The sequence below is a fragment of the Flavobacterium profundi genome, assembly GCF_006491645.1.
GTDB lineage: Bacteria > Bacteroidota > Bacteroidia > Flavobacteriales > Flavobacteriaceae > Flavobacterium > Flavobacterium profundi.
Map to the genome: position 1 here is coordinate 284,747 of NZ_VDCZ01000001.1, position 26,961 is coordinate 311,707.

The 26,961-nt window shown below is 30.7% G+C and carries 33 protein-coding genes; 14 read left to right on the forward strand and 19 right to left on the reverse strand.

What is annotated here, in order from left to right; translation table 11 throughout:
* Positions 1–24: 24 nt before the first annotated feature.
* The 8 genes from FHG05_RS01430 to radC form a co-directional block, all read right to left on the reverse strand.
* Positions 25–759: a hypothetical protein gene (locus tag FHG05_RS01430; protein WP_140996221.1), complete on the reverse strand. Its 735-nt coding sequence runs from the start codon at positions 757–759 to the stop codon at positions 25–27.
* 2 nt (positions 760–761) lie between these two features.
* Entirely contained in the window at positions 762–1,451 is a 690-nt protein-coding gene (locus FHG05_RS01435) for a YjjG family noncanonical pyrimidine nucleotidase (protein ID WP_140996222.1), read from the reverse strand.
* A 95-nt stretch (positions 1,452–1,546) separates the two neighbouring features.
* A complete protein-coding gene (locus FHG05_RS01440) occupies positions 1,547–2,035 on the reverse strand; it encodes a hypothetical protein (RefSeq protein ID WP_140996223.1) in 489 nt (162 codons plus the stop codon).
* Positions 2,028–3,371, reverse strand: coding sequence for an FtsX-like permease family protein (locus tag FHG05_RS01445; protein WP_140996224.1), 1,344 nt, complete (start codon positions 3,369–3,371; stop codon positions 2,028–2,030). Before FHG05_RS01445 ends, FHG05_RS01440 begins: the two co-directional genes overlap by 8 nt.
* Positions 3,372–4,001 (reverse strand): ABC transporter ATP-binding protein, encoded by a 630-nt coding sequence (locus FHG05_RS01450; protein WP_140996225.1) that lies wholly within the window; start codon positions 3,999–4,001, stop codon positions 3,372–3,374.
* Between the two features lie 66 nt (positions 4,002–4,067).
* Positions 4,068–4,526 (reverse strand): RES family NAD+ phosphorylase, encoded by a 459-nt coding sequence (locus FHG05_RS01455; RefSeq protein ID WP_140996226.1) that lies wholly within the window; start codon positions 4,524–4,526, stop codon positions 4,068–4,070.
* Positions 4,526–5,029, reverse strand: a complete 504-nt coding sequence (gene parS / locus FHG05_RS01460) for a type II RES/Xre toxin-antitoxin system antitoxin (RefSeq protein WP_140996227.1) — start codon at positions 5,027–5,029, stop codon at positions 4,526–4,528. The genes FHG05_RS01455 and parS overlap by 1 nt, the downstream gene beginning before the upstream one ends.
* A gap of 54 nt (positions 5,030–5,083) precedes the next feature.
* Entirely contained in the window at positions 5,084–5,767 is a 684-nt protein-coding gene (radC, locus tag FHG05_RS01465) for a RadC family protein (protein ID WP_140996482.1), read from the reverse strand.
* Positions 5,768–5,873: 106 nt separating this feature from the next.
* Here radC and FHG05_RS01470 point away from each other — a divergent pair, with 106 nt between their 5' ends.
* Positions 5,874–6,536 carry a DUF1287 domain-containing protein gene (locus FHG05_RS01470; RefSeq protein WP_140996228.1) on the forward strand — a complete coding sequence of 221 codons (663 nt, stop codon included), beginning with the start codon at positions 5,874–5,876 and terminating at the stop codon, positions 6,534–6,536.
* A 61-nt stretch (positions 6,537–6,597) separates the two neighbouring features.
* Here the strand turns inward: FHG05_RS01470 and FHG05_RS01475 are convergent, their stop codons facing one another.
* Entirely contained in the window at positions 6,598–7,953 is a 1,356-nt protein-coding gene (locus tag FHG05_RS01475) for a UDP-N-acetylmuramate--L-alanine ligase (protein ID WP_140996229.1), read from the reverse strand.
* Between the two features lie 36 nt (positions 7,954–7,989).
* The gene (locus FHG05_RS01480; RefSeq protein WP_140996230.1) at positions 7,990–8,676 is read right to left on the reverse strand and encodes a tetratricopeptide repeat protein; all 687 of its coding nucleotides are present in this window, start codon (positions 8,674–8,676) and stop codon (positions 7,990–7,992) included.
* A 221-nt stretch (positions 8,677–8,897) separates the two neighbouring features.
* On the opposite strand from FHG05_RS01480, the gene lysM reads away from it, so the two are divergent.
* Positions 8,898–9,368, forward strand: a complete 471-nt coding sequence (gene lysM / locus FHG05_RS01485) for a peptidoglycan-binding protein LysM (RefSeq protein ID WP_140996231.1) — start codon at positions 8,898–8,900, stop codon at positions 9,366–9,368.
* A gap of 28 nt (positions 9,369–9,396) precedes the next feature.
* Here lysM and FHG05_RS01490 read toward each other — a convergent pair whose 3' ends face one another.
* A complete protein-coding gene (locus FHG05_RS01490; protein WP_140996232.1) occupies positions 9,397–9,678 on the reverse strand; it encodes a hypothetical protein in 282 nt (93 codons plus the stop codon).
* A 112-nt stretch (positions 9,679–9,790) separates the two neighbouring features.
* Here FHG05_RS01490 and FHG05_RS01495 point away from each other — a divergent pair, with 112 nt between their 5' ends.
* Positions 9,791–10,114 (forward strand): roadblock/LC7 domain-containing protein, encoded by a 324-nt coding sequence (locus FHG05_RS01495; RefSeq protein WP_140996233.1) that lies wholly within the window; start codon positions 9,791–9,793, stop codon positions 10,112–10,114.
* A 25-nt stretch (positions 10,115–10,139) separates the two neighbouring features.
* Positions 10,140–10,514, forward strand: coding sequence for a hypothetical protein (locus FHG05_RS01500; RefSeq protein WP_140996234.1), 375 nt, complete (start codon positions 10,140–10,142; stop codon positions 10,512–10,514).
* 57 nt (positions 10,515–10,571) lie between these two features.
* Here FHG05_RS01500 and obgE read toward each other — a convergent pair whose 3' ends face one another.
* Both obgE and FHG05_RS01510 read right to left on the reverse strand, forming a co-directional pair.
* Positions 10,572–11,588: a GTPase ObgE gene (obgE, locus tag FHG05_RS01505; RefSeq protein ID WP_140996235.1), complete on the reverse strand. Its 1,017-nt coding sequence runs from the start codon at positions 11,586–11,588 to the stop codon at positions 10,572–10,574.
* A gap of 280 nt (positions 11,589–11,868) precedes the next feature.
* Positions 11,869–12,990 carry an adenylate kinase gene (locus tag FHG05_RS01510; protein WP_394344893.1) on the reverse strand — a complete coding sequence of 374 codons (1,122 nt, stop codon included), beginning with the start codon at positions 12,988–12,990 and terminating at the stop codon, positions 11,869–11,871.
* A gap of 101 nt (positions 12,991–13,091) precedes the next feature.
* Here FHG05_RS01510 and FHG05_RS01515 point away from each other — a divergent pair, with 101 nt between their 5' ends.
* The 8 genes from FHG05_RS01515 (at position 13,092) to FHG05_RS01550 (ending at position 20,586) form a co-directional block, all read left to right on the forward strand.
* A complete protein-coding gene (locus FHG05_RS01515; RefSeq protein WP_140996237.1) occupies positions 13,092–13,628 on the forward strand; it encodes a hypothetical protein in 537 nt (178 codons plus the stop codon).
* Between the two features lie 92 nt (positions 13,629–13,720).
* Positions 13,721–14,878 (forward strand): 5-(carboxyamino)imidazole ribonucleotide synthase, encoded by a 1,158-nt coding sequence (locus FHG05_RS01520; RefSeq protein WP_140996483.1) that lies wholly within the window; start codon positions 13,721–13,723, stop codon positions 14,876–14,878.
* A 9-nt stretch (positions 14,879–14,887) separates the two neighbouring features.
* Positions 14,888–15,289, forward strand: coding sequence for a hypothetical protein (locus FHG05_RS01525; protein ID WP_140996238.1), 402 nt, complete (start codon positions 14,888–14,890; stop codon positions 15,287–15,289).
* Positions 15,282–15,560 (forward strand): hypothetical protein, encoded by a 279-nt coding sequence (locus FHG05_RS01530; RefSeq protein ID WP_140996239.1) that lies wholly within the window; start codon positions 15,282–15,284, stop codon positions 15,558–15,560. The genes FHG05_RS01525 and FHG05_RS01530 overlap by 8 nt, the downstream gene beginning before the upstream one ends.
* Positions 15,561–15,601: 41 nt before the next feature.
* Positions 15,602–16,084 carry a 5-(carboxyamino)imidazole ribonucleotide mutase gene (gene purE, locus FHG05_RS01535; RefSeq protein ID WP_140996240.1) on the forward strand — a complete coding sequence of 161 codons (483 nt, stop codon included), beginning with the start codon at positions 15,602–15,604 and terminating at the stop codon, positions 16,082–16,084.
* 574 nt (positions 16,085–16,658) lie between these two features.
* On the forward strand, positions 16,659–18,686 hold the full coding sequence (locus tag FHG05_RS01540; RefSeq protein WP_140996241.1) for a M3 family metallopeptidase: 2,028 nt from the start codon (positions 16,659–16,661) through the stop codon (positions 18,684–18,686).
* Positions 18,687–18,728: 42 nt separating this feature from the next.
* Complete coding sequence (gene pepT / locus FHG05_RS01545) at positions 18,729–19,967, forward strand: peptidase T (protein ID WP_140996242.1); 1,239 nt, start codon at positions 18,729–18,731, stop codon at positions 19,965–19,967.
* Between the two features lie 46 nt (positions 19,968–20,013).
* Positions 20,014–20,586 (forward strand): YdeI/OmpD-associated family protein, encoded by a 573-nt coding sequence (locus FHG05_RS01550; protein WP_140996243.1) that lies wholly within the window; start codon positions 20,014–20,016, stop codon positions 20,584–20,586.
* A gap of 72 nt (positions 20,587–20,658) precedes the next feature.
* Here the strand turns inward: FHG05_RS01550 and yajC are convergent, their stop codons facing one another.
* From yajC to FHG05_RS01570, 4 genes are all read right to left on the reverse strand, one after another.
* On the reverse strand, positions 20,659–20,934 hold the full coding sequence (yajC, locus tag FHG05_RS01555) for a preprotein translocase subunit YajC (RefSeq protein ID WP_140996244.1): 276 nt from the start codon (positions 20,932–20,934) through the stop codon (positions 20,659–20,661).
* 10 nt (positions 20,935–20,944) lie between these two features.
* Positions 20,945–21,481 (reverse strand): DUF1573 domain-containing protein, encoded by a 537-nt coding sequence (locus FHG05_RS01560; protein ID WP_140996245.1) that lies wholly within the window; start codon positions 21,479–21,481, stop codon positions 20,945–20,947.
* 20 nt (positions 21,482–21,501) lie between these two features.
* Positions 21,502–22,446: a transcription antitermination factor NusB gene (gene nusB / locus FHG05_RS01565; protein WP_181369127.1), complete on the reverse strand. Its 945-nt coding sequence runs from the start codon at positions 22,444–22,446 to the stop codon at positions 21,502–21,504.
* A 78-nt stretch (positions 22,447–22,524) separates the two neighbouring features.
* A complete protein-coding gene (locus FHG05_RS01570; protein ID WP_140996246.1) occupies positions 22,525–23,631 on the reverse strand; it encodes a Glu/Leu/Phe/Val dehydrogenase dimerization domain-containing protein in 1,107 nt (368 codons plus the stop codon).
* A 189-nt stretch (positions 23,632–23,820) separates the two neighbouring features.
* On the opposite strand from FHG05_RS01570, the gene FHG05_RS01575 reads away from it, so the two are divergent.
* Positions 23,821–25,569 (forward strand): ABC transporter ATP-binding protein, encoded by a 1,749-nt coding sequence (locus tag FHG05_RS01575; RefSeq protein WP_140996247.1) that lies wholly within the window; start codon positions 23,821–23,823, stop codon positions 25,567–25,569.
* A 70-nt stretch (positions 25,570–25,639) separates the two neighbouring features.
* Positions 25,640–26,014: a PUR family DNA/RNA-binding protein gene (locus FHG05_RS01580; protein WP_140996485.1), complete on the forward strand. Its 375-nt coding sequence runs from the start codon at positions 25,640–25,642 to the stop codon at positions 26,012–26,014.
* A gap of 49 nt (positions 26,015–26,063) precedes the next feature.
* Here the strand turns inward: FHG05_RS01580 and FHG05_RS01585 are convergent, their stop codons facing one another.
* Together FHG05_RS01585 and FHG05_RS01590 are read right to left on the reverse strand one after the other, a co-directional pair.
* Positions 26,064–26,408, reverse strand: coding sequence for a tRNA-binding protein (locus FHG05_RS01585; protein ID WP_140996248.1), 345 nt, complete (start codon positions 26,406–26,408; stop codon positions 26,064–26,066).
* Complete coding sequence (locus FHG05_RS01590; protein WP_140996249.1) at positions 26,398–26,859, reverse strand: Mpo1 family 2-hydroxy fatty acid dioxygenase; 462 nt, start codon at positions 26,857–26,859, stop codon at positions 26,398–26,400. The genes FHG05_RS01585 and FHG05_RS01590 overlap by 11 nt, the downstream gene beginning before the upstream one ends.
* Positions 26,860–26,961 lie beyond the last annotated feature (102 nt).

The window sequence follows — 26,961 nt, forward strand, 5'->3', positions numbered from 1 at the left end:
ACTTTTTTATATGTGTTTTCTCTTTTAAAATTTAACTTCCACTTTTTCAATAACGAGTTTACCTTTTTTATAATATTCATAGTTCCAAACACCTTCTTTTTTATAAAAAATACCCGCATCCATCAGACCTCTCTCAGCCAAATATAAATCTGGTATTGTAGTTTTATTCAATTCAAAAATAACATTTGGAACAGCATTTACCAATTTATAACCTGTATCAGTAGGTAAAGCATATAAAATATTTTTATTCCCTAATTCTGTACCCGTTGGAATTAAATCTTCTAAAACACTTGGTTTTTCAATAATAACATCAGAAACAGAAGTTTTTGTATCTGCTGGTATCTCAAAAGAATTTAACTTGCCTTTAAGTGACGTTAATGCGGCACGAAACGTTTGAGTATAAGCTTTTTCATAACTTTTCTCTCTACTACTGCCCTCTTCACTTACAAGTAATACTTCATTTCTACAATCTCTAATATTTATTGCTATTTTAGTAACAAACATAGATTTATTTTCAATTGCGTTAATATATAAAGCCAAACACCTATTTTTCACCAATTCATCGGGTAATTTATCTGTATCATAAAGAACAGTAAAACCTTCTGTTTCAAAAAAAGATTTGGTTAAAGCATTTAGATTATATTGATTGGGTTCTTTAAAAAACGAAAACTGTTCTGGAACAATGACATATTTATATTTCTCTTTACCATTAGTAAAAAAGGAAACAAGAAGAGCTACAACAAGTAATAATCTTTTCATAATTATAAAAGTTTTTTAAGTTCGACTAATCGGTTAATTTGAGGAATATTTTTATCAATTTTTATATTCTTTTCGTTAAAAAAAATAGCATCAATTCCAAAATCTAAAGCTCCTTCAATATCTGCTTCCATACTATCACCAATCATTACACTATCAGATTTACTAGCTTTTGCAAGTGTTAAAGCATATTCAAAAATGTTCGGATGCGGTTTTTTAACACCGGCTAATTCTGAATTAGTAATCGTACTAAAGTAATGAAATATATTGGCATTTTTCATTTTTTTATCTTGAACATAATGAAAACCATTGGTAACAATATGCAAATGATATTTAGGTTTTAAGTATTCTAAAATTTCAATAGTCCCTTCAAAAAGATGATTACTATTAGGCAAAAGCTCGATATATTCTTCGGAAATTTGATTTACTAATTCTTTTGGAATGGAAGTATTTAATATTTCGAAAACATCATTCAGTCGTCTAAATCGTAAAGCTTCTTGAGAAATTTGATTTACTTGATAGAGTGACCAATAATATTGATTTTTAGGAATATAATGCACTAAAAAGTCTTGCAAACTAAAGCTAAAATCATACTTTTTAAAAATAATATCAAAAGCAACTTCAGAGTTTTTATCAAAATCCCAAAGTGTATGATCTAGATCAAAAAAAAGATGTTTTTTATGTTTAAAAATCATATTTAATTAAAGAATTTCTCCAGTATTTTTATGCAATTTTACATGTAATCTATTTAAAAACAAATATAAAAAAAGCCTTGAAAATAGGCTTAGATTTAATTTCCTGCAGTAATTACAGCATTTTCAATATGATATATCCAATCTTCTACATCATTATCATTATACCTAAATTTCCCTTTTAAAGTTACAAATTGATCTGTTTTTAATTTGGGTAAATCACCTTTAAACTGAATACCCATTAATGTTTCAGGTCCAGATTTGCCACAAAAAAAACAAGCTGCAAAAACGTTTTTACTAACCGCATAGTTCTTGTTATCTATTGGAATAATAAAGCCACTTATAGTTACTTCTTTTCCTTGTAAAGCTTTCAATTTCGGATTAATTACAGGAAACATTATTTCTCCATAAACTTTATCTGCCTTTTTTAAATAGTCTATTTTACCTAATAAACTCCAAGTTAAAGTATCGGTTAGAATTTCTTTTTTATTGGTTACAAAAGTAGCTACGCGATTGTCTTTTTTAGTAAAACTAAATAATGAAATAAATACAACTAAGGCTATTGCAAATTTTAAATAATTACGCATGTGTTAATGTTTTTGAAATATTTAAATAATAGGCTTTAACAGCAGGAATTAAAGCTGCTAAAAAACCTACTAAAATGGTTAATAAAAATAAGACACCTTCTTTTTCCCAAATAAACTCATAAGGATTAAAGCTTAATTTAAAATCTTCCTCAGCAGAGGAAGAGATAAACATTAATGCTACTCTACCCAAAACTGTACCAAAAACAAATCCAACTACACACAAAAGTAAACTTTCAATCATTACTAATGCTAAAAGTTGCATTCTTTTGGCTCCGTTTACTCTAAGTAAGGCAAACTCATTTTTCCGTTCTTTTAAAGTGGTAAATAAGGCAATAAAGATAGAAATACCATATATTAGCATTATCCCATAAGCAAGATAACGTAGTGCATCAATTCCTATTCCGAACATAGAAACCAAACGATTCACTTCGATTGCAGGAGAAACTGCTTGCATTTTTGTATTCTGAGCAATTATTCTTGGCCAAGTTACTATTCCCATTTTATTTCTAAATTGCAATAAAACCGCAGTAATTTCCTTTCCTTCTCCATTCAACGAACTTGTATCTTCAGAATGCAATTCTTCTCCATGTTCATGGTTATGTTCATCTGGATCGTGTTCATGTTGATAATGCTCGTCTCCTTCTTCATGCACATGGCCTTCTTCACCGTGGATAGGATTATGTATTTCTTCATCATGATGTTCTCCTTCATGCTCTTCAACATGAGTATCATGCATTTGCCAAACACTTGGTATCGTACATAAAATCAAATTATCTATTACTTTCCCAGTTGTGGCAGCGATTCCCACTACAGTATAATCATAATGATCATGAACTTCCCCTTCAGCCGCATCTCCATGAGAGCCAAAAAAAGTATCTCCCACTTTTAACTTCAATTTATCAGCTATTTCTGCTCCTACAACTACTTCAAAATTCTTTTCAAATAGTTTTCCCTGAGAAATAGAAGCTTCATATTTTTCTAAATAATCAGGTGTTGTCCCTAAAATTTTAAAACCTTTATAATTATCTCCAAATGCTAATGGAATTGCTTTCTTTACAAATGGATGTTGCATCCAAACTTTAGCAGAATCATAATTTATATTTCCAGTTGGAGCATCTACCTGATATACTGAAGATAAGATTAACTGCAACGGACTTCCTTGAGCACCTAACACTAAATCAACCCCATCAATATTAGAATTAAATTTTTCTTCAAATTGTTTTTCTAATAAGACTAGAACAGTAATAATAGCCACACTTGCAGTTAGTAATATAATACTTAAAATAGTATTCAACGGTTTAAACCAAATATTTCTCCAAGCTAATTTTGTAATCATTTATATTAGGGTTATTCGGTTACTAAATTTTTCTTTAATTCGGCTATCATGTGTTACAATAATCAATGCTGCTTTGTATTCTTTAGACAATGTCGTTAATAAAGAAATTACTTTCTCCGCATTTTTATCATCCAAACTTGAAGTTGGCTCATCTGCTAATAACACTTTCGGTTCATTCATTAAAGCCCTAGCAATAGATACTCTTTGTTGTTGCCCAATACTTAACTGACTAGGCAATTTATTACTTTGGTTTACAATATCTAATTGTTCTAATAATTTTTTCGCTCTTACTGAATTCTTTTTCCCAGTTGCTAGCCAGCTGGCCATCTCTAGATTTTCAAGAACTGTTAAAGCACTAACGAAATGAGATTTTTGGAAAACAATACCAATATTTTTTCCTCGAAATGCATCATTCTGACGCTCTGAAAGGGCAACAATATCTGTTGTATCGATTAGTATACTACCTGTTTTAGGTCGTAATAAACCTCCTAAAATATGTAAATACGTGGTTTTTCCTTTTCCAGAATCGCCTGTAATTAATATGGTACTTCCTGCATCACAATGCAAATCTGGTAAAATAAAAGCTTGCTCTTTAGTATAGGAAAATGTAATGTTTTTTGTGCTTATCATCTTTGATATGCTGTTTTTTTTATGAGTTGCAAGATAACAAAATTGAGAAGAAATATTTCTTAATCTTTATTTAAAAATTCGCTTATCAAACGGAAAATCTTCTTGATGAATAATTTTTATTCGTTTAAAATCATCATGAAAAGGATTTAGCAAATAATTATAATCTCCTTGTACAACAGCGGAAGGCACTTTCAAAACAGCAGCTCTTTTGCTTCTTAAAAATTCATCACCAATTTTTTGAGTTTCTATGAGTTCAGGAAAACTATTCCATCCTAAGGGAAGTTGTTTTACATCAATAGTTTCTATAGTTATATCATCCGGAATAAAAACAGTTAACATGACAAATCCAGCTGGCAAGGTAGCTAGTGTTACATGTACTACTACTTCAGCCATAGCCAAAGCCCTACTTTGCGCAGTATAAACTACTTCAAATCCTTTTGTATTCCATCTTGCACCCGTTATAGATGCACCTACACCCGAAAGTTCTATTGGATATTTTTTATTAGCTAGCCGAAATACTTCCATTACACAAATATTCCGTATTGAATTTTATTCAATTCATTCATTACCATTTCCTTCCCATAGGAATCTTTAAGCAATTCAAAAGGTTTTAAATTACCTAATGCAAAGTTAGGTGTGTTTAACCAAAGATAAAATTGCTCTTTCGTATCAAAAACTTCTTTTCCTAAAGCTGTCACTTCTGCTAATTCTAAAATTTTTTCAGTAGGAATGGGATCAAAAACAAAATCTTTTTTAGACTTATTGCGTTGCAGTGTTCGAAGTGACACCCCTAAAAACTGAGCCCAATCTTCTTCATTAAAAGGCGTGCGTTCTTTGATTAAATCATAAATCTCATAAGGCAAACCTCTTCTTATTGAATGCACAATTAGCATTCTATTCGAAAGAAATTTTTTATAGGTAATATCTTTATCAACCAAACTCAAATCTGCCTCCTTTTCAACTTTAGAAACATACATTCGTACTGCTTTATCAATTTTTACATCTGAATTAGCTACTAACTTTGTCATAATCACGTCATTTGTCTGTAAAATTACGACATTTGTCTAAAAAAAACAAGCTTATTACAAAATTCCTTCATCGGCAAAACTAAAATAATGATTTTCGGTAATTATAATATGATCTAATATTTGAATTTCTAGACTTTTACTTGCTTGTTGTAAATTTTTAGTTAAGGTAATATCCGCTTGACTCGCTTGCAATTTTCCAGAGGGATGGTTATGTAATAAAATAAGAGCTGTTGCATTATATTCAAAAGCAATTTTAAAAATCACTCTAGAATCTACAAGTGTTCCCGTAATTCCTCCTTTACTAATTTGTGACTTATAAATAATTTTATTGGCATTATTCAGATAAATAACCCAAAACTCTTCATGAGCCAATTCACCAATTATGGGTTGCATTAATTCAAAAACATCTTTACTGGAAGTAATTTTTTCCAAAACAACTGCCTCCTCTACTCTCCTTCTTCTTCCCAGTTCTAAAGCGGCAGCTATAGTAATTGCTTTTGCTTCTCCTATACCTTTAAATTGCATCAATTGTGCAATAGATAGCTTACTTAAAATAGTTAGGTTATGATTTGAAGATGCTAAAATGCGCTGACACAATTGAACCGCACTTTCATTTCGAGTTCCAGAACCAATTAGAATCGCTAGTAATTCTGAATCAGACAAAGCTGCTTTTCCTTTTAAGAGAAATTTTTCACGCGGGCGATCATCCTCAGCCCATTGATTGATTGGCATATACATCATTATTTTTTGGCTTTTATACAAACAAAATAAATTATTTTTTTATTACCGTCAAAATTTTTAAATTAGAATAAATATCTGATTCTTGTTTTATAAAAATTTAAAAATGATAAAAACTGTTTTCTTCTTTAGCCTTTCTATCTTTTTCATAAACTGTCAAAACAAGAATAAGACAAGTTTAGATTCTGTAGTTACTGAATTAACTGATACAAAACAAAACCAAGAAAGAACCACAATACAAGAACCAAAAACATTTGCTAAAAAACTATCTCAAGCAGCTATTTCTATTATAGATCCCGAAGTAATTTACACACCTAGTTATGTTAGTTTATCCTATCCAAATGGAGATGTTCCATCCAAAACTGGTGTTTGTACTGATGTTATAATTCGTGCTTACAGAAAATTAAATATCGATTTACAAAAAGAAGTTCATGAAGACATGAAAACTAATTTTTCTAAATATCCTAAAATTTGGGGACTAAAAACAACCGACAAGAATATTGATCATCGACGCGTACCTAATTTAGAAGTTTTTTTTGAAAGAAAAGGTAAAAAATTAACCATTAGCCAAAACCCAAAAGATTATAAAACAGGCGATCTCGTAACTTGGATGATAGGAGGTGAATTGCCTCATATAGGCATCGTAACCCATTTAAAATCGACAGACGGAAAACGCCCAATGATTGTACACAATGTAGGTAGTGGTCAAGTATTACAAGATTGTTTGTTTAGTTACACTATTGTGGGTCATTTTACCTATGGAAACTAATCGGTAAATTTAAAATGTATTAATTTACAATTTGAAAAATTTATTAAATATTGACAAATGACTAATCAATCAATCCTTTTACCTCATCAAAATTCAGTCCACCATAATTACCCGAACTCATTAAAAGCAAAGCGGTATTAGTAAAGTTTTGAGAAAAAAGAAAATCTTTAAATTCTACCGGATTTGTATAAATAATTAAGTCTTCCCGATTAAAAGAATTCGCAATTTGATCATACGAAACTGCTTCTAATTTTTTAATTTTTACTGCATCTGGTGAATAAAAAACCACCGCTATGTCGGCTTGATCTAAAGCACCTTGATATTCTTTTAGGAATGTAGCGTTCAAACTACTATAAGTGTGCAATTCCAAACAAGCGATTAATTTCCTATCAGGATATTGGTTTTTAACTGCTTTTGTGGTTGCTGCTACTTTACTTGGCGAATGTGCAAAATCTTTATAAGCTACTTTATCTTTACTTTCTGCAATTTTCTCTAATCGTTTGCTCGCTCCTTTGAAAGTTGCTATGGCTTCATAAAATTCAGCTTCGTCAACTCCCATGCATTGGCAAATCCATTTTGCACCTGCTAAATTACTTAAATTATGAGCTCCAAATACTTCAATTGGCATGGGACCTTCTGGTGTAGTCAACAAAGTTATTCCATTTTCAACTACATAATCAGGTGTTTGATACGCAATTTTACGAATAGGATTCTGCGCTTCTTCAGCTACTTGTTTTACAGTTGCATCTTCTTCATTGTATACCAAAATACCTCCATTGGTAATTTGATTGGTGAAAATTTTAAATTGGTCTACATAATTTTCAAAAGTCGGAAAAACATTAATATGATCCCAAGCAATACCAGATAACAAAGCAATATTTGGTTGGTATAAATGAAACTTTGGACGCAAATCGATTGGCGAAGACAAGTATTCATCTCCTTCCAAAACAATAAAATCATTTTTTTCTGTTAAATGCACCATGGTATCAAAACCTTCTAATTGAGCACCAACCATATAATCCACTTCAATATCATGAAAATGCATCACATGTAAAATCATGGAAGTTATTGTAGTTTTTCCATGTGAACCACCAATCACAACTCTTGTTTTATTTTTAGATTGCTCGTATAAAAATTCTGGATAAGAATAAATTTTCAACCCTAACTCTTTTGCTTTTAACAATTCCGGATTATCTGCTTTTGCATGCATCCCTAAGATAATTGCATCAATTTTTGAAGTAATTTTTTCAGGAAACCAACCCATTTCTACAGGCAATAATCCTTTTCGCTCTAATCTTGATTTAGATGGCTCAAATATAGCATCATCACTACCTGTAACTTGGTATCCTTTTTCATGTAAAGCTAAAGCTAAATTATGCATTGCCGCACCGCCAATGGCTATAAAATGTGTGTTCATTTAAAATAAATAATTAGAGATTAGTTGCCACTAATTTTAGTTATTGTATGTATCCGATTCTTCCTGAGCTATTTTAACTTTATGAGGAAGATTCATCTTTTTATATAAATTGATCAATCGCTGGTATGCTGTTTTAGAACGCGTTAATTGCACCCCTTTTAAATAATATTTTTCAGCGGAAGCATACCGTTCAAAATATTCATCGATATGTCCTTTCGCCATATAACCATCTATTTTAGAAATAGCCATTAGTTCGTCTGCATACAATTGTGCTTTTTTTTCACTTCCACCCACAATAGCAGGAAGTTCCAAATACAAAATAACAAGTGCCCATCTTGTATCGGTATGCTTAGGATCTAATTTGGCAGCTGTTTTAAAGGAGTCTTCAATCTCATCAATCATACCGAGCGCTTTGAACTTATTGCTCCCTTTCGCTTTCATTCCCATTGCACCTCCATATTTATAATGATAATTCGCATTATTTGGAAATCGGTCTCTAAGTGATTTATATTTAACCATAGCTTCATCCCATTTTTTATAATAACCAGCAATATCTCCTAAATACTCAATCGTTTTAGAATCATTAGGTTTTATCTTTAGATAAGCTTCAAAATAAACATTGGCTTCATCGTATTTTTTTTGATTGAATAAAGTTTCTCCTTTCTCAAAATTACTTTGCGAAAAAACAATCCAAGGCAAAAAAAGCACTACAAACTTATACATATCAGAATTTATGCACCAAAAATAATAAAATTGAGGCATACTAATAGAATCAAAATTTATTTATATTGTAATGAAATCAATTTTATTATTTAGAAACACTCATTTAAAATTAAATCGACAACTGTTAACAAGTCAAAAGTTACAAAATAATAACCTAAAACACTCCAATAATTACTTCATTTTTAGTATATTTGATATATAACAATAAACAACTTTAAATTATGGGATTATTTTCATTTGTAAAAAACGCAGGTGCTAAACTTTTTGGTAAAAAAGAAGAAGAAGCTCCGGTAGAAGAAAAAGCTGTATTAAAGGCGAGTGCACTATTAGAACATGTAAAAGCTCTTGGACTAAAGTATAAAAACATTAAAATTAGTCTAAGAGGTGATGATGTAGTAGTAGAAGGTGATGTAGAGCAGCAAGAAGATGCAGAAAGAATTGTATTAGCAATTGGTAATGTAGAAGGTGTGGACACTGTAGATAATCAAATGAAAGTTATTGCACCTGAACCAAAACCAGAAGCACAATTCCACACTGTTGAAAAAGGAGAATGGTTATCTAAGATTGCAAAAAAATATTATGGTGATGCAAACAAATATAATATTATTTTTGAAGCGAACCAACCTATGTTAGATCATCCAGATAAAATTTATCCTGGACAAGTACTTCGAATTCCAAAAATTGATTCATAAAAAAAGCGACTTCTATAAGTCGCTTTTTTTATCTTCTTCTTCTTCCGAAATAACTCGTTCCTAAATTTGTCAAATTCATAGCCGATTTATATTCTGGCTTTTTAAAGGATTGAGAAATAGAATCAAAATCGCTTTCTACTCCAACTAACTCTCCTTCTTCGGCTTCAATGGTATTAAAAACAACTTCGTCTTTTGTAATTTGTTGATTTTTAAATGATTCATCCGCATATCCAAAACGAATCTTATTAAAAGCCTCTAACTTTAAGCTCAAAGAATATCTAAGCGCTTCTAAATCTTTTTGGTTTTCCATCACTGATAATTTTAATCAAAGTTACAAAATAATTTAACATGAATTACAGAAAAACTGTAATATTTTTAACGTTAACAAAAAAAAACTGACTATCTTTGTTTGAAATAAACTCATGATAACAAATATGTTACAAAAATTAATCTCTAAAACCGCTATAGACGCAGCTTTACTCTTCGATAAAAAAGGTACCTTAATAGATTCAGAAAATTTAGACAATCCCGAAACACTTTCAGCCATGTCTGCAATTATTGTAGAAATGTGCCAAGGATTAATTGAAGAACTAGACCAAAGAGATTTGAGTCAAATTATTTTAAAAAGTGAATCGCTATTAATTATTGCTAATACTACAAACGAAGATCAGTTTTTAATAGCTGTTACAAAAGATATTACAAAACTGGGACTTTTAATGAAAGTCTTAGAAAACTTCGAAAACTAAATTATAATTTTTAACTATTAACCACATGTCAGATTTCTTATCTAAGTTCGGTGAGGACTTAAAAAACAATGTTTCTGGTTTTATCGCTGTAAGTATTACAGAAGTTAAAACAGGAATATCTTATTATTCATTATCTGCAAACTCATCTTTTGATCCTGAATTAGCTTCTGCTTATAACCTAGAAGTTGTTAAGGCTAAATTAAATGCCATTAAAGCTTTAGGGTTGGATCAAAAAATTGAAAATATAATGATTAATTTATCATCTCAAATTCACATTATTGACATTTCTGATGCAGGAGATTATTTTATCTATCTTGCAGTAGATGCTAATAAAGTGAATTTAGGAATGACTAAAGCACTTTTAAATAAATACAAACAAGATATTATTGGAAAAATTTAAAAAGGTGTTACACCATAAAAAAAGGAATGATAAAAATCATTCCTTTTTTTATGGTGTTTAGTCATTTTCATTTGTGGTGTTCAACATTTTCCACAACTTATCTTTTAATTCTTGCAAACCTTGTTGGGCTACCGAAGAAATAAACATATACTGAATTCCTTTAAATTCCTTATCCAATTGCGCTTTCATTTCAGATTTAAGTTCCTCGTCTAACATATCCGATTTTGAAACCACCACTAATCGGTCTTTATCTAACATTTCTGGATTGTACCTTCTTAATTCATCTAATAATATTTCATATTCCTTTTTAATATCATCTGTATCTGCAGGAATTAAAAATAATAAAGTCGAATTTCTTTCAATGTGTCGTAAGAAATAATGCCCCAATCCTTTTCCTTCTGCTGCTCCTTCAATAATTCCAGGAATATCTGCAATAACAAATGATTGAAAATCGCGATACGCTACAATACCTAAATTAGGTTTTAATGTCGTAAAAGGATAGTCCGCTATTTTAGGTTTAGCTGCTGTTAAAACCGACAATAAAGTGGATTTTCCAGCATTTGGAAATCCTACTAAACCAACGTCTGCTAATACTTTTAATTCCAAAATAATATCGAGCTCTTCACCTGGAAGACCCGGTTGAGAATAACGTGGGGTTTGATTGGTTGCACTTCTAAAATGCCAGTTTCCTAAACCTCCTTTACCTCCTTTTGCTATAATTTTAGACTCCCCATGTTCTGTTATTTCAAACAATACTTCGCCTGTTTCTTTATCTTTAACTACAGTTCCTAAAGGCACTTCAATTACTTTATCTTCTCCATCTGCTCCTGTACTTCTAGAACTCCCTCCATCTCCACCATGACCAGCTTTAACATGACGTAAAAATTTTAAATGAAACAGTGTCCACAACCCTTTGTTACCCACTAAAATTACGTGTCCGCCTCGACCACCATCTCCACCATCTGGACCTCCTTTTTCAATAAATTTCTCTCTATGTAAATGTGTAGAACCTTTACCTCCTTTACCAGAAGCCAAATAAATTTTTACATAATCTACAAAATTCCCTTCCGTCATAACAACTATTTCTATTAATTATATTTGTTTTTTACTTGAAACTTAATTCATTGTAAAAAAAGCATCCTTTATTTATTTTTTTGCAAATGTATAACTTAAAATTGAATTTATCGCTGGTTTTCATAGCCCAGATGAAAATGAAAAGCGTATATTACAACTAAAAGAGCAGGCTCATAAAAAAAGAGCAACTGGTAAGAAGCTCCTTTTTTTATGCTTGGCATGCCTTTTAGGTGTAGCATACCTTGTAATGAACAGCTGGAAAAAGCTCCAACTAAAAATTTTACAATAAACCGTCAATAACAATTGATAACCTTTCAGTTACCTCAGCAATTTGACCAATTCCATCTACTGGTTTGAATTTATTTTGTTTTTTATAATAATCCATTAAAGGAGCTGTTTTTTGATTGTACTCCTCATAACGGTTTCTAATTTTTTCTTCATCTTGATCGTCTGGTCTACCAGAAGTTTTTCCTCTTTCTAATAAGCGTTGCACTAAAATTTCGTCGTCTGCTTCTAAAGCAACGGTAGCGGTAACTTCTTGTCCTTTTGAACTTAAAAAAGCATCTAAAGCTTCAGCCTGAGCAATGGTTCTTGGGAACCCATCAAATAAAAAGCCTTTAGCTTGTGGGTTTTTATCTACTTCACTTTGTAACATTTGAATGGTTACTTCATCAGGAACTAGATCGCCCTTATCCATATAAGTTTTAGCCAATCTTCCTAAATCAGTATCATTTTTTATGTTATATCTAAAAATATCACCAGTTGATAGGTGTACTAAGTTGTATTTTTCTTTTAAAAAATCGGCTTGAGTACCTTTTCCAGCTCCTGGTTTTCCGAATAAAACTATATTAATCATTTGTGTGTTTATATTTTCTTTAGCTAATTGATATACATCGGGTAAATTTCTTCCTAAACCATCATAATCCAATCCAAAACCAACAATAAAACGATCTGGAATACGAATCCCTACATAATCTAATTTGATGTCTTTTTTGTAAGCATCTGGTTTAAAAAACAGGGTTGCAATTTTTAAATGCTTTACTTTTTTTTCTTTAAAAATTGCTTTCAATTCTTCAACTGTATTGCCTGTATCTACAATATCTTCAACAATTACAACTGTTTTTCCTTCTAAATCTTCATTGAGTCCAATTAACTGTTTTACTTGATTTGTAGATTGGGTTCCTTCGTAAGAAGCTAATTTTACAAAACTTACTTCACACATGCCTCTATAGTATTTCATTAAATCGGAAATAACTTTAAAAGAACCATTTAAAACACCAATAAAAACAGGAATTTCGTCAAAAAAATCATCATCCATTTGTTTGGCCATATTTTGAATCGCAAAGTCAATTTCATCTGAAGAAATGAACGGTTCAAAATGTTTATCATGTAGTTGAATCACAGGATTTAGTTTTAAAAATGAAGGAACAAATTTAAGAAAGTAATCAGTATTAACCATTACCAATTGAAATGTTTTTTTCTAATTTTTACTATTTTTATGAAATGAAATCTTCCTTTTATTTACAAATAGAAAACAGTACCGCTCATAGACATTCTAGAGACGAGCTTTGTGAAATAGCTTTATCTAGTACAAAAGCCCTTAAAGAACTTTTTTTATTTGCATTTGATATTGGAAACAAAAATCATTTTAAAGCCTGTTGGTCTTTAGAACTTGTTCTTGAAAAAGATATCACTTTATTGCTTCCTCATCTCGATACTTTTATAAGCAAAGTGAAATTATACCAACATGATTCTGCTTTACGCTCCATTTCAAAAATTTGTTTGTTTGTATCCAAAAGTAAAAAAATAAGGTTAAACGATGAACAAGAACAAGTGCTTGTTGAAGCCTGTTTGGACTGGTTGATCCAAGAAGAAAAAGTTGCTACAAAAGCCTATGCCATAAGAGCTTTGTATAATTTTAGCAAAAACCAACTATGGATAAAAGAAGAGTTACGTACTATTTTAGAACAAGATTACAGCGCGCATTCTGCTGCTTATAAAGCCGTTGCCAAAGAGGTTTTAAAAAAAATTAATAAGTAAGCAATTGTGTAATAGTAATTGTCTAAGTATCTTTGCAAAACTAACTACAAACAACAAAAAAGGAAACCTAAAAAATGGGTTCACACACAACAATGAATTATTTCTCATCAGACTTTAAACTAGGTATTTTAGGTGGTGGTCAATTAGGAAAAATGATGCTATATGACACCCGAAAATTTGACATTCAAACTTTTGTTTTAGATCCAAGCGAAGAAGCACCTTCTCGCTTCGGCTGTAATAATTTCTATCGCGGTAGCTTAATGGATTTTGATACCGTATATCAATTTGGAAAACTAGTGGATTTATTAACTATCGAAATTGAAAACGTTAATTTAGATGCCTTAGACAAATTAGAAGATGAAGGATTACCTATTTTTCCTTCTCCAAAAACGCTCCGTTTGATTCAAAATAAAGGAAAGCAAAAAGACTTGTATGTAAAGAACGAAATCCCAACATCTAAACATTTACGCTTTGTAGGGTTAGATGATTTGCGAGAGAGCATAGCCAAAGATGAATTGGATTTCCCTTTTGTTTGGAAGAGTGCCCAATTTGGTTATGATGGTAATGGGGTGAAAATTTGTCGTTCGGCTTTAGATTTGATGAAATTACCCGATGTTGAATGTTTGGCAGAAGATTTAGTACCCTTCAAAAATGAATTAGCAGTTATTGTTGCTCGAAGTTTTTCAGGTGAAATAAAAACATATCCTGTGGTTGAAATGGAATTTCATCCAGAAGCGAATCAGGTGGAATATGTGATTTGTCCTGCGAGAATAGCTGATGCCGTTGCCCAAAAAGCCAAAGAAGTAGCTTTAAAAGTTTCAGAGACCTTCAATCATGTAGGTTTATTAGCAGTAGAAATGTTTCAAACAGAAACAGATGAAATATTAGTCAATGAAGTAGCTCCAAGACCTCACAATTCTGGACATTACAGTATTGAAGCCAGTTACACTTCTCAATTTGAAAATCATTTGCGTGCCATTTTAAACTTACCTTTAGGGAATACCGAAAGCAAAGTTGCTGGTATTATGGTAAACTTGGTAGGAGAAGAAGGACACACGGGTCAAGTGTACTATGAAAATATAGATACAATCATGGCTATTGACGGAGTAACCCCTCATATTTATGGCAAAAGAGAAACCAGACCTTTTAGAAAAATGGGACATGTTACTATTGTGAATGAAAATATGGAAGAAGCTCGAAAGATTGCAGAGGAAGTAAAGAATAGTATTCGAGTGATAAGTATGACATAAATTACAGGTATGATGACAGAATTAATAAAAAAAGGAAGAAGAAGAACCCTACTTATATCTATAAGCATATTATTAATTTCTGTTCATACGATTTACATTTATCACAAAGTTCAACCAGAAATAGATGCTAAAAAACTAACACAGCAAATTATACGATTTATATTAACATTAGGTTTATTATATTTAATTTATATTGGTAAAAATTGGGCAAAAAATATTGCAATAGTGCTCTTCACTTTTGGAATCGTATTTTCAGGATATAATTTATGTACGCTCAAAATGCCTTTAATAGGTAAAATTTTAATTTTAGAAATGATTTTAATTTATGCATTAGCAGTATATCATTTTTTATTCTCCAATAGTTTTGCCGCATTTCAGGAATACCAAAACAATAAGAAATCAAATGTTTAAAACATTTTTCAAAATAAGTTTTTATACATTAGTAGCTTTTAGTACAACTTCATTTATAATGATTGTTTTGGAGCTATTATTGTATTCTCAGATTAAAGAATTACCTGAAATCCATATTGGGACACCATTAAATTTTTATATTTTATCACCAAATGAGGAAATGAATTATAGAACCTTTTTAGAATGGAAATATTTTCTATACGATTATATCATCTTTTGTATAATAGTATTTATTTATTTCCAACTGAAAAACAAAATTAAACCCAATTAAACCCTTAAATAATTTTAAACAACATAAAACTAAAATAAACAATGAGTAAAGTAGCCATAATCATGGGAAGCATTTCCGATATGCCAGTGATGCAAGAAGCAATTGATATTTTAAAAGAATTTAATATCGAAACTGAAGTTGATATAGTATCTGCGCATAGAACCCCTGAAAAACTTTTCGATTTTAGTCAAAATGCGCACAAAAGAGGTATCGCTGTTATTATTGCAGGTGCTGGTGGTGCCGCACACTTACCAGGAATGGTGGCTTCCATGTCTCCTTTACCTGTTATTGGTGTACCAGTAAAATCTAGTAATTCAATTGATGGTTGGGATTCGGTACTTTCTATTTTACAAATGCCAGGTGGTGTACCTGTTGCAACGGTAGCTTTAAATGGAGCCAAAAACGCTGGAATTTTAGCAACTCAAATTATAGGCAGTTCAAATTCAGACGTTTTACAAACTATAGTTTCTTATAAAGAAGGATTAAAAGAAGCCGTTCTTAAAGCCTCTAAAGGACTAAAATAAAAAAATCCCGACGCAAACAATAACATCGGGATAAAAATCTATTCACAATTAAGTGACAACTATAAAAAAAATTCTATTTTGGGAACAAAAAGGTGTTGGCAACATCTTTTTTGTTGCTACAAATATAATCAGTTAATCGAATAAAACAAACATTTTATCGGCAAATTTTAATCTTTTTAAAAAAAAAATAATTTGACCCTATTTTAAAAGTAAATTTCTTACGAATTTAATTTATTCAATCCTAAAAATACAGTAAAGTATATACCATTTTAAAACTCTAAAACTAGACTGTTAGATACTTTTAAATTCTAAAAAGATTCGTTATTTTTGAAATAAAAAAATCCCGACGCAAACAATAACATCGGGATAAAAATCTATTCACAATTAAGTGACAACTATAAAAAAAATTCTATTTTGAAAGCAATACGTTTATTAATTGTAAACTCATGCTTATACAAATATATACACTTTATCGAATAAAACAATCGTTTTATCGATAAAAAAACAAAAAGAAATAAAAATATTTTTCAAAATATTGATTATCAGTATTTTAACATTAAAAAATTAACTTATAATGAGCATTTTAACCACTCCTTTTACTACCAAATACAGCGCGGCTCCTTTTTCTAAAATTGAAAATAAAGAGTATAAAGATGCTTTTATTCAACTTATTAAGGATGCTAAAGAAGAAATCAATACAATAATAAATAATCCAGAACCACCTACTTTTGAAAATACCGTTGCCGCTTTAGATTTTTCAGGAAGTCAATTGGATCGTGTTTCGAGTATTTTTTTCAATTTAAATTCGGCAGAAACATCAGAAGAAATGCAAAAAATAGCACAAGAAGTTTCTCCTTTACTAACAGAATTTAGTAACGACATCACGTTGAATGAGGATTTATTTAAAAAAATAAAGTTAGTTTATGACAATCAAGACCAAGCTAATTTAACATTAGAACAAAAAACATTGTTGGATAAAAAATACAAAGGCTTTGTAAGAAATGGTGCCTTACTTGATGCACAACAAAAGACCAAATTAAGAGAAATTGATACCCAATTGGCCAAACTTAAATTAACTTTCGGTGAAAATGTATTAGCTGAAACAAATAATTACCAACTACATATTACTAACGAATCTGATTTAAAAGGCTTACCAGAAGGAGCCAAAGAAGCTGCGGCTGCATTAGCACAATCAAAATCACTAGAAGGTTGGGTTTTTACTTTAGATTTTCCAAGCTATTTACCTTTTGTAACCTATGTCGAAAATCGTGAGTTACGAAAAGAAATCAGTATTGCAGCCGGTAAAAAAGCTTTTCAAGACAATTCTTATAATAATCAAAACAACATAAAAGAAATTGTACGTTTAAGACACGAGAGAGCAAATCTTTTAGGATATGCAACTCATGCTCATTTTGTATTGGAAGAAAGAATGGCTCAAAATCCAGAAAAAGTAACTGCTTTTTTGAATGATATGTTAGAAAAAGCAAAACCAGCCGCAAGAAAAGAATTTGAAGAACTTACCCAATTTGCTAAAGATTTAGATGGAATTGATCACTTAGAAAAATGGGATGGTGCTTACTATTCAGAAAAGTTAAAACAAAAATTATTCAATCTCGACGACGAAAAATTAAAACCTTATTTTAAGTTAGAAAACGTATTACAAGGTGCTTTTACCATTGCCGAAAAATTATATGGGATCACTTTTAAAGAGGTTTTCGATATCGACAAATACCATCCAGATGTACAAACATTTGAAGTTTTGGATTTTGAAAATAATTTAGTCGCTTTATTTTACACCGATTTCTTTCCAAGAAAAGGAAAAAGAAATGGCGCATGGATGACCTCTTTTAAATCCCAATATATCAAAGATGGAGTAAACGAACGACCACATATTTCAAACGTTTGCAATTTTACACCTCCTACTCCAACCAAACCTTCCTTATTAACTTTTAACGAAGTAACGACTCTGTTTCACGAATTTGGGCATGGATTACATGGTATGTTAGCGAATACAACGTATCCTAGTCTATCTGGAACCTCTGTTTATTGGGATTTTGTGGAATTACCCAGTCAAATTATGGAAAATTGGTGTTATGAACCTGAAGCATTAGCTTTATTTGCAAAACATTATGAAACTGGAGCAATTATTCCTCAAGAATATGTTGAAAAAATTAAAGAAAGTGCAAGTTTTCTTGAAGGAATAGCTACTATGAGGCAATTAAGTTTTGGTTTATTAGACATGGCGTATCATGGTAAAGCTACTCCTTTAAATGATGTAAAAAGTTTTGAAGAAAAAGCTTTCGAAAGCACTAAATTATATCCTGATGTTGCAGAAAATTGCATGAGTACTTCTTTTTCACATATCTTCCAAGGAGGCTATTCTTCAGGATATTATAGTTACAAATGGGCAGAAGTGTTAGATGCAGATGCCTTTGCTTATTTTCAAGAAAAGGGAATATTCGATAAGGAAGTGGCTACAAAATTCAAAGAGAATGTTTTATCTAAAGGAGGAACAGAACATCCTATGATGTTGTATAAAAGATTTAGAGGTCAAGAACCTAAACCAGATGCTTTGTTAAAAAGAGCCGGTCTTATTGAATAAAAGGGAGTAAAAAAGTATATTTACATCAAATTTAAAAAAGAAATGCAACATATAATAGATCGTTTTATCAGTTATGTAACGGTTGATACCGAATCAGATCCAAATTCAAACACCACACCAAGTACAGCAAAACAATGGGATTTAGCCAATCAATTAGTTGAAGAATTAAAGCAAATTGGGCTACAAGAAGTAACCATTGACGAAAATGCTTACATAATGGCTACTTTACCAAGTAATGTAGATCATGAAGTGCCAACGATTGGTTTTGTTTCACATTTTGACACCACTCCAGATTTTACAGGTGCCAATGTTACACCTCAAATTATAGAAAATTACGACGGTAAAGATATTGTGTTAAATGCAGCGCAAAACATTATTTTATCTCCAACTTACTTTGAAGATTTGCTACTTTATAAAGGACAAACACTTATTACTACAGACGGTACAACGCTTTTAGGTGCTGATGATAAAGCAGGAATTACAGAAATTGTAAGTGCTATGGAATATTTAATCCAACATCCAGAAATTAAACATGGTAAAATTCGTGTTGGTTTTACACCAGACGAAGAAATTGGTCGTGGTGCTCATAAATTTGATGTAGAAAAATTCGGTTGTGATTGGGCGTACACTATGGATGGAAGTCAAATAGGCGAATTAGAATATGAAAATTTTAATGCAGCTGGAGCCAAAATTACTTTTAAAGGAAAAAGCGTACATCCTGGTTATGCAAAAGGAAAGATGATTAATTCCATGCTTTTAGCTAACGAATTTATCTCAGCGCTTCCTGAAAATGAAGTTCCTGAAAGAACTAGTGATTATGAAGGTTTTTTTCACGTGCATCATTTAAATGGAAGTATCGAAGAAACCGTTTTACAACTGATTATAAGAGATCATGATAAAGATCTTTTTGAAGCTAGAAAAGAATTAATTCATACCATAGCTACCAAAATAAATAATCAATATGCAAAACAATTTGGAGAAGACATTTGTATCGCAGAAGTAAAGGATCAATATTATAATATGCGTGAAAAAGTAGAACCTGTTTTTCATATTGTTGAAATTGCTGAAAAAGCGATGAAGGAAGTTGGGATTACCCCAATTATTAAACCCATTCGTGGAGGAACAGACGGTTCACAATTATCCTATAAAGGATTGCCTTGCCCAAATATATTTGCTGGAGGACACAATTTTCATGGTAAATATGAATATGTTCCTGTAGAAAGCATGGTAAAAGCAACAGAAGTTATCGTTAAAATTGCAGAATTAACGGCTCAAAAATAATACTATAAGAGGAAGCCTACTTCCTCTTTTTTTTATACACAACTCTATGTCAGAAAAAAAAGTTTGGGATAAGACCAATCAATGGACTGAAGAACTGGAAACTTTAAAATCCATTATCGAAAAAACCAATTTAGTTGAAACAACAAAATGGGGAACAGCCGTTTATACTCATAACAACAAAAACATTATAGGGATTGGTGGTTTTAAATCTTATTTTGGTTTGTGGTTTTTTAATGGTGTATTTTTAAAAGATGACAAAAATTTACTAGTGAATGCTCAGAAAGGCAAAACAAAATCGCAAAGACAAATGCGTTTTCAATCCAAAGAAGAAATAGATGAAAAAACGATTTTAAGTTATATAAAAGAAGCCATTGCAATTGAAGACAAAGGATTAAGTATAAAACCAGAAAAGCAAAACTTCCATTCGGAAGCATTAGAAAATGAATTAGAAGCCAACCCAGAATTAAAAAAAGCATTTCTTTTGTTTACCAAATACAAACAAAATGAATTCATAGAATATATTGCCACTGCGAAACAAGAAAAAACAAAACTAGCCCGTCTTGAAAAAATCAAACCGATGATACTAGCAAATATTGGTCTTAACGATAAGTATCGATAAAACAGTATCTCTATCATAAAAAAACCCAAATTACATGATGTAATTTGGGTTTTACTTTTATAAAAATAAAAACTATTTTTTCTCTTTTTCTGTAAGTTTAGCACTCATTTCTAAAGAAATAGCCGATTTTTCCATTTTGATTTTTCCAGCCATTGTTTCTACAACAACTGTAGTTTCAGATAATTCTGCTATTTTACCATGAATTCCAGCTTTAGTAATGATTTTATCTCCTACTTTCAAGCCTGTTTCAAAAGCTTTTTCTTTTTTTACTCTTCTTTGACCTGGTAAGATGATAAAGAAATAAAAAATGGCTATGATAGCTACTACCTGTATAATTATTGGATTCATATTTTTTTGCTTATTGTGTTATACCACTTCCTTCTTTTGGAAGCACATTTGCTTTTATGGTAAACATTTCTTTACCGGTTTCTGTATTTGTTGTTAAAGTAACTGTTTTACTTTGTTGCCCTGATTTACCAGTTGAGTCAAAACTAACTTTTATAGGCGCAGAATTTCCTGGTTTTATTGGTTCTTTTGGAGGGTTTGGCACTGTACATCCACAACTACCTTGTGCATCTAAAATAATTAAATCGCTCTCGCCAATATTTTTTACAATAAATTCAGTTTCTACTTTTTCACCTGCTTTAATGGTACCAAAATCATGCTCTAATTTATTAAATTGGATTTTAGGATATTTACCATCAACTGGTTTTGAAGGTTGGTTTTCACTAACGTTTTCACCTTGAGTCATTGATTGATTAGCAGTTGCACTTACTTTTTCAGATTCAAAAGATTTCATATCTTCCTCTGTAATTTTTGCGCTACCATTATCTTTACAAGCTGTAACAGATAATACTAAGGTTACCACGAATAGGCTTACTGTTTTTTTTAACATAACTAAAAAAAATTAATTGTTTATAATAATCCTCTTCCCGCTTTATTCAAACGGTTCTCTTTTTGAAAATCTTTAACTAAGTTATCAAGAATTCCGTTGATAAAAATACTACTTTTTGGGGTAGAATACTCTTTTGCTATCTCTAAATATTCGTTAATAGTCACTTTTACAGGAATCGAAGGAAATTTCAACAATTCACAAATGGCCATTTTTAAAATAATAGTATCAATTTCAGCAATTCGTTCTGCGTCCCAATTTGGAGTTTTGTCAATATATTCTTTAGATAATTCCATTTCATTTAGAACTGTTTTTCTAAACAAATTTTTCACATATTCTTTATCATCAATATCTTTATACAATTTAGATATTGTAAAATCTTCATCCTGCTCATTAATATGCTTTAATTGTTTTAAAATTAAAGTATTTACAGCAGGTAAATCATCTAACCATGTTAATTTATGCTCTTCTAAATAATCATATAATTTATCATTTGGAGCAATAACTTCTGTGAATAAAGTAGCGATAAACTCTCTATCTTCTATAAAGCTATTTTCTGTTGCATTTTGCATGTATTTTTCAAAATACACACTCTCTTTAATGGCTTCTAACAAAAACAAAACAATATCATCATTACGTTTCCAATTCGTAATTTTTCTATCATCTATAGCATTATTTAAAGACCTACTTTCTGAAAGCAGTTTTAAAACTTTATTATCTACAAATTTTTTACTGGGATTGCGTTCTTCTTTAGTTGCTAAATGTTTTTTAGAAGCTACTTCTAAATAGGACTCTTCTTTTTCGCGAATTTCTATCAATGCAGAAAGCATTAAAAGATATAAATCAAACATATTATCTATGCTTTGAAACAAGAATTTCTCTTCTTTATCAAGGTTTTCTCCTTGATGTTGATGCATGGCGTAAATGCTTTGCATCACTTTAACGCGGATATGTCTTCTATTTAACATACTAATTTAAGAACTTTTTAAAATTAAGAAAGCGAAAGAAACTCTTTCGCTTTGCAAAAATACAATATTATTTAAATATTATTTAGTCTGTAACTCTTTTTTTCGATCATCAATACGCTTTTGAGCAATTGATAAAGCGGCTTGATGTGTTGTAATATTATTCTTAGAAGAAAAGTCAAAAATTTCAAGTGCTGTATTATAAATATTTTCTGTTTTCTCCATTACTTGTGCTTTTGTTAAATGGGCTAATTCAGAATACACATTAATAACACCACCTGCATTGATTAAGAAATCAGGAGCATAAAGAATACCTTTTTCTTTTAAAATTTGACCGTGTACTACTTCATTTGCTAATTGATTATTCGCTGCACCAGCAATAATTTTAGCTTTTAATTTTACAATGGTATCGTCATTAATTGTTGCACCTAAAGCACAAGGTGCATAAATATCTACTTCTGATCCATATAAGTCATCACCTGTAAAAATTTTAGCTCCATATTTTGCTCCTACTTCATGCAATCTATCCTCATTAATATCCGAAATAGTTACCAAAGCACCAGATTTTGTCAAATGATCCACTAAAACCTCACCAACATGTCCAATTCCTTGTACCAATACTTTTTTACCTTCTAAGTTATCCGTACCAAATTGATATTTAGTTGCTGCTTTAATTCCCATAAAAACTCCATATGCAGTAATTGGAGAAGGGTTTCCTGAACCACCTTTACTTTCAGAAATACCAGAAACATATTGGGTTACTTCTCTTACCGTGTCCATATCTTTGGTTTCCATACCTACATCCTCAGCAGTAATATATTTCCCTGATAATGAATCGACAAATTGCCCAAAACGTCTCATTAATTCTGGAGTTTTTTGAGTTTTAGCATCACCAATAATAACTGCTTTTCCTCCACCCAAGTTAAGTCCTGAAATAGAATTTTTAAAAGTCATTCCTCTAGACAAACGCAAAACATCATTTAATGCTTCCCATTCGTTAGAATAATTCCACATTCTAGTACCTCCTAAAGCAGGTCCTAAAACTGTATTATGTATTCCTATAATTGCTTTTAATCCTGTATCTTTGTCATGGCAAAAAACAACTTGTTCATGTCCGTCAAATGAAACTTGACCAAAAACTGGATCAACTTTATGTAGCTCGTTTGCTTGTAATAGTTCTGTTGACATATGATAAATGTGTTGAAAATTATTCAATAATTAAAGACAATATTACGAAATATTTTAAAATAATTCAATATATTATCTTATTTTTAGGGATATGATAATTTTTTTGCCGATTTTTAAATTTTATTTTATGAAGAATAATTCATAAAAAAATGACTTTTTAATAAAAAAAAACCAAGTCTTAATACATATATGAAAGAATTACAATATTTAAATAAATATTTTATAAAATACAAATACCGTTTTTTACTAGGAATAGCAATCACAATAGCGGCTCAAATTTTTAAATTATTTATCCCAAAATTCTTTGGTGATTCCTTACGTGCACTTGACAATAATTCTATTTCTAAAGAACTCGCTTACAGCATTTTGGTAGATAATTTTATATACACTTTAGGAGCTGCATTAATTGGTGGTTTTTTGACATTTTTAATGCGTCAAACATTAATCGTTATGTCTAGACATATTGAATTTGATTTAAAAAATGAAATCTACAGTCATTACCAAGCCCTAAGTCAGAAATTTTACAAGCAAAACAGAACTGGTGATTTAATGAATCGAATTAGTGAAGACGTGAGCAAAGTAAGAATGTATGTTGGCCCTTCTGTAATGTATTCTGTTAACACGCTAATTATTTTTATTGTGGTCATTATTCAAATGGCTTTAATTTCACCAAAGCTTACGTTGTATTCGTTACTACCGCTTCCCTTGTTATCCTATGGCGTTTTTAAAATAAGTTCAAAAATTCATGAAAAAAGTGGTTTATTTCAACAAAATCTATCCACTTTATCTTCTTTTGTTCAAGAAATGTTCTCTGGTATTCGGGTTGTTAAAGCCTATGCAATTGAGGATCAAAAAACAAAAGAATTTACAGCGCTAACAAAAGACAGCAATGAAAAAGCTATGAGTTTAGCCAAAACCAACTCCTTATTTGGTCCACTAATGATTTTATTAATTGGGTTAAGCAACTTAGTTGTAATCTATGTGGGAGGCATGATGTATATTAATGGAACCATTCCAGATATTGGTGTAATTGCCCAATTTATTTTATATATCAACATGCTTACTTGGCCCGTTGCGTCTTTAGGATGGGTTTCATCTTTAGTGCAAGAAGCAGAAGCTTCTCAAAAAAGAATCAATGAATTTTTAAAAACCCAACCCGACATTTATAATTCCGTAGCAGAGCACACTAACATAGATGGAGAGATTTGTTTTGAAAATGTATCTTTTACATACGAAGACACAAACATACAAGCTTTAGAAAATATCAGTTTCACAGTAAAATCGGGTCAAACTTTAGCTATTTTAGGAAAAACTGGCTCAGGTAAATCTACAATTTTATCACTGATTAGCAGACTTTACGATGTAAGTTCAGGAACTGTATATGTTGATAACAAACCCATTCAAAAAGTAAATTTAGATGATCTTCGAAATAATATAGGTGTTGTTCCACAAGACGCCTTCTTGTTTTCAGACTCTATAAAAAACAATATAAAATTTGGTAAAGAAAACGCTACTGATGAAGAAGTAATTGAAGTGGCTAAAAAAGCATATGTACACCATAATATTGAAAATTTCACCAATAAGTATGACACTATTTTAGGCGAAAGAGGCATTACTTTATCTGGTGGACAAAAACAACGCGTATCTATTGCAAGAGCTTTAATCAAGGACGCACCTATCTTATTACTAGACGATTGCTTAAGCGCAGTAGACACTGAAACTGAAGAAGCAATTTTAAATAATCTAATGGATTTTTGTAAAAACAAAACCACAATATTAGTAAGTCATAGGGTTTCGTCTGCTAAAAATGCAGATATCATAATCATATTAGAAGATGGCAAAATCATTCAACAAGGCTCTCATAATCAATTAATAAATACAGAGGGTTATTATAAAGAATTATACAATAAACAGCTCTCAGAAAAAGAAATTGTATAAAATATTGCTTTATACAAATTTTTTTTAGACTTTTGGAAAACGATAAAACTAAAAATTGACAGTTAGGATTATGAGAGAAAATGACATGTTAGAAAAAGAAGATATCTTTTCTAAGGTATTAAGAGCCGGAAGAAGAACATATTTCTTCGATGTAAGAGCTACTAAAGCTGATGATTATTACATTACCATTACTGAAAGTAAAAAATTTACAGAAGAAGATGGTTCGTATCACTTTAAAAAACATAAAATCTATTTATATAAAGAAGATTTTGTAGCTTTTAAAGAAATTTTAGACGAAATGACCGAATTTGTTGTCTCTCAAAAAGGAGAAGAAGTTATCTCAGAAAGACATCAAAAAGATTTCAAAAAAGAAGTTTACTCAGAAGCAATTGCTGACAACCCTTCTACAGACAGTTTCACTAATATAGATTTTGATGATATTTAATCATTTTCTTTAGTAAAAAATAGAAGAGTCCGATTGTTTCGGACTTTTTTTATGCCATTTTTAAGCCATTAGGAACAGGGAAATTTGGAGATAACAAAACCACATCATTCCCTTCTCCAACCAATCCTAACACCAAACATTCACTCATAAAGTTACCAATTTGCTTTTTAGGAAAATTTACAACAGCAATAATTTGTTTTCCAATTAAATCTTCCTTTTGATAATGCGTTGTGATTTGTGCTGAAGATTTTTTAATTCCAATTTCAACACCAAAATCAATTTGCATTTGATAGGCTGGTTTTCTAGCTTCAGGAAAGTCGTTTACCGCAATAATAGTACCTACTCGTATGTCTATTTTCTCAAAATCATTCCAAGAAATTAAATTATTTTCCATTAAATAAAGAGTGTATTACCCAAGCTGGGCCGATTAATAAAAATTGCAAATCTTTTAAAAAAGACGGCTTTTTCCCTTCTATTTTATGTCCATAAAACTGCCCTATCCAAGCAATTATAAAAACACCCACAGAAAACCACAACAACGACACTTCACTAGCAATTAAATAATTACCTACTAAACAAAAAGCTGCAAAAATTGTCATTTTCAAACCCATAACTAATGACAATCTGTAATAAAAAAGCAATACCAACACTAAAATCACAAATGCCCAATTGGCTACAATAGGATGAAATTTCGTAGTCTTTAATAAAAAATCGTTTGGAATACTCAATACTAAACCAACAACCGAAAAAAAGATGGCTGGCACACATATATAATGAATTTTTTTGTTTGTCATATTTTGATGACTAACACTATATTCTTGAAACCAGTCGGATAACGTTTTCATGTTTTAAACACTAAAGATTCTATATAAAACTACTTATTTTGTAACTAATTCACAAATTAATACGTATAATAATTAAAGAAGAATGGTATTCTTTCTAAACTT

Bases quoted from the DNA above. Each gene is read 5' to 3' on its own strand.
- FHG05_RS01430 (WP_140996221.1), bottom strand. From the start codon at position 759: ATGAAAAGATTATTACTTGTTGTAGCTCTTCTTGTTTCCTTTTTTACT.
- FHG05_RS01435 (WP_140996222.1), bottom strand. From the start codon at position 1,451: ATGATTTTTAAACATAAAAAACATCTTTTTTTTGATCTAGATCATACA.
- FHG05_RS01440 (WP_140996223.1), bottom strand. From the start codon at position 2,035: ATGCGTAATTATTTAAAATTTGCAATAGCCTTAGTTGTATTTATTTCA.
- FHG05_RS01445 (WP_140996224.1), bottom strand. From the start codon at position 3,371: ATGATTACAAAATTAGCTTGGAGAAATATTTGGTTTAAACCGTTGAAT.
- FHG05_RS01450 (WP_140996225.1), bottom strand. From the start codon at position 4,001: ATGATAAGCACAAAAAACATTACATTTTCCTATACTAAAGAGCAAGCT.
- FHG05_RS01455 (WP_140996226.1), bottom strand. From the start codon at position 4,526: ATGGAAGTATTTCGGCTAGCTAATAAAAAATATCCAATAGAACTTTCG.
- parS (WP_140996227.1), bottom strand. From the start codon at position 5,029: ATGACAAAGTTAGTAGCTAATTCAGATGTAAAAATTGATAAAGCAGTA.
- radC (WP_140996482.1), bottom strand. From the start codon at position 5,767: ATGTATATGCCAATCAATCAATGGGCTGAGGATGATCGCCCGCGTGAA.
- FHG05_RS01470 (WP_140996228.1), top strand. From the start codon at position 5,874: ATGATAAAAACTGTTTTCTTCTTTAGCCTTTCTATCTTTTTCATAAAC.
- FHG05_RS01475 (WP_140996229.1), bottom strand. From the start codon at position 7,953: ATGAACACACATTTTATAGCCATTGGCGGTGCGGCAATGCATAATTTA.
- FHG05_RS01480 (WP_140996230.1), bottom strand. From the start codon at position 8,676: ATGTATAAGTTTGTAGTGCTTTTTTTGCCTTGGATTGTTTTTTCGCAA.
- lysM (WP_140996231.1), top strand. From the start codon at position 8,898: ATGGGATTATTTTCATTTGTAAAAAACGCAGGTGCTAAACTTTTTGGT.
- FHG05_RS01490 (WP_140996232.1), bottom strand. From the start codon at position 9,678: ATGGAAAACCAAAAAGATTTAGAAGCGCTTAGATATTCTTTGAGCTTA.
- FHG05_RS01495 (WP_140996233.1), top strand. From the start codon at position 9,791: ATGATAACAAATATGTTACAAAAATTAATCTCTAAAACCGCTATAGAC.
- FHG05_RS01500 (WP_140996234.1), top strand. From the start codon at position 10,140: ATGTCAGATTTCTTATCTAAGTTCGGTGAGGACTTAAAAAACAATGTT.
- obgE (WP_140996235.1), bottom strand. From the start codon at position 11,588: ATGACGGAAGGGAATTTTGTAGATTATGTAAAAATTTATTTGGCTTCT.
- FHG05_RS01515 (WP_140996237.1), top strand. From the start codon at position 13,092: ATGAAATCTTCCTTTTATTTACAAATAGAAAACAGTACCGCTCATAGA.
- FHG05_RS01520 (WP_140996483.1), top strand. From the start codon at position 13,721: ATGAATTATTTCTCATCAGACTTTAAACTAGGTATTTTAGGTGGTGGT.
- FHG05_RS01525 (WP_140996238.1), top strand. From the start codon at position 14,888: ATGATGACAGAATTAATAAAAAAAGGAAGAAGAAGAACCCTACTTATA.
- FHG05_RS01530 (WP_140996239.1), top strand. From the start codon at position 15,282: ATGTTTAAAACATTTTTCAAAATAAGTTTTTATACATTAGTAGCTTTT.
- purE (WP_140996240.1), top strand. From the start codon at position 15,602: ATGAGTAAAGTAGCCATAATCATGGGAAGCATTTCCGATATGCCAGTG.
- FHG05_RS01540 (WP_140996241.1), top strand. From the start codon at position 16,659: ATGAGCATTTTAACCACTCCTTTTACTACCAAATACAGCGCGGCTCCT.
- pepT (WP_140996242.1), top strand. From the start codon at position 18,729: ATGCAACATATAATAGATCGTTTTATCAGTTATGTAACGGTTGATACC.
- FHG05_RS01550 (WP_140996243.1), top strand. From the start codon at position 20,014: ATGTCAGAAAAAAAAGTTTGGGATAAGACCAATCAATGGACTGAAGAA.
- yajC (WP_140996244.1), bottom strand. From the start codon at position 20,934: ATGAATCCAATAATTATACAGGTAGTAGCTATCATAGCCATTTTTTAT.
- FHG05_RS01560 (WP_140996245.1), bottom strand. From the start codon at position 21,481: ATGTTAAAAAAAACAGTAAGCCTATTCGTGGTAACCTTAGTATTATCT.
- nusB (WP_181369127.1), bottom strand. From the start codon at position 22,446: ATGTTAAATAGAAGACATATCCGCGTTAAAGTGATGCAAAGCATTTAC.
- FHG05_RS01570 (WP_140996246.1), bottom strand. From the start codon at position 23,631: ATGTCAACAGAACTATTACAAGCAAACGAGCTACATAAAGTTGATCCA.
- FHG05_RS01575 (WP_140996247.1), top strand. From the start codon at position 23,821: ATGAAAGAATTACAATATTTAAATAAATATTTTATAAAATACAAATAC.
- FHG05_RS01580 (WP_140996485.1), top strand. From the start codon at position 25,640: ATGAGAGAAAATGACATGTTAGAAAAAGAAGATATCTTTTCTAAGGTA.
- FHG05_RS01585 (WP_140996248.1), bottom strand. From the start codon at position 26,408: ATGGAAAATAATTTAATTTCTTGGAATGATTTTGAGAAAATAGACATA.
- FHG05_RS01590 (WP_140996249.1), bottom strand. From the start codon at position 26,859: ATGAAAACGTTATCCGACTGGTTTCAAGAATATAGTGTTAGTCATCAA.